1 pseudogene is annotated in these 239 nt (G+C 46.0%); it reads left to right on the plus strand.

Annotated elements, in window-relative coordinates:
- A pseudogene (locus SB725_RS33650) lies at window positions 1-239 on the plus strand (hypothetical protein); the annotation flags it as partial.

The following is a 239-nucleotide window of genomic DNA, read 5'->3' on the forward strand; positions in this document are numbered from 1 at the left end:
GGTGGCTCAGTATCCGTCGTTTCAGAGTTGGGTAAAGGCTCAAGTTTTACGATGCGCCTACCGTTGACGGTAGCCGTGTCTGACGCATTGGTTGTTCGTGCTGCAGATCGCTACTATGCGATTCCATTGGTACAGATTGAGCGTGTGGTTCGAGTGAATCCAGAGAAGCTCTATGACTATTATCAATCAAATGATGCTACATTAAATTTCGAAGACACTGAGTATCGAGTACGCTATCT

The sequence above is a fragment of the Pseudomonas sp. SIMBA_041 genome, assembly GCF_046535095.1.
Taxonomy (GTDB): Bacteria; Pseudomonadota; Gammaproteobacteria; order Pseudomonadales; family Pseudomonadaceae; genus Aquipseudomonas; species Aquipseudomonas mucoides.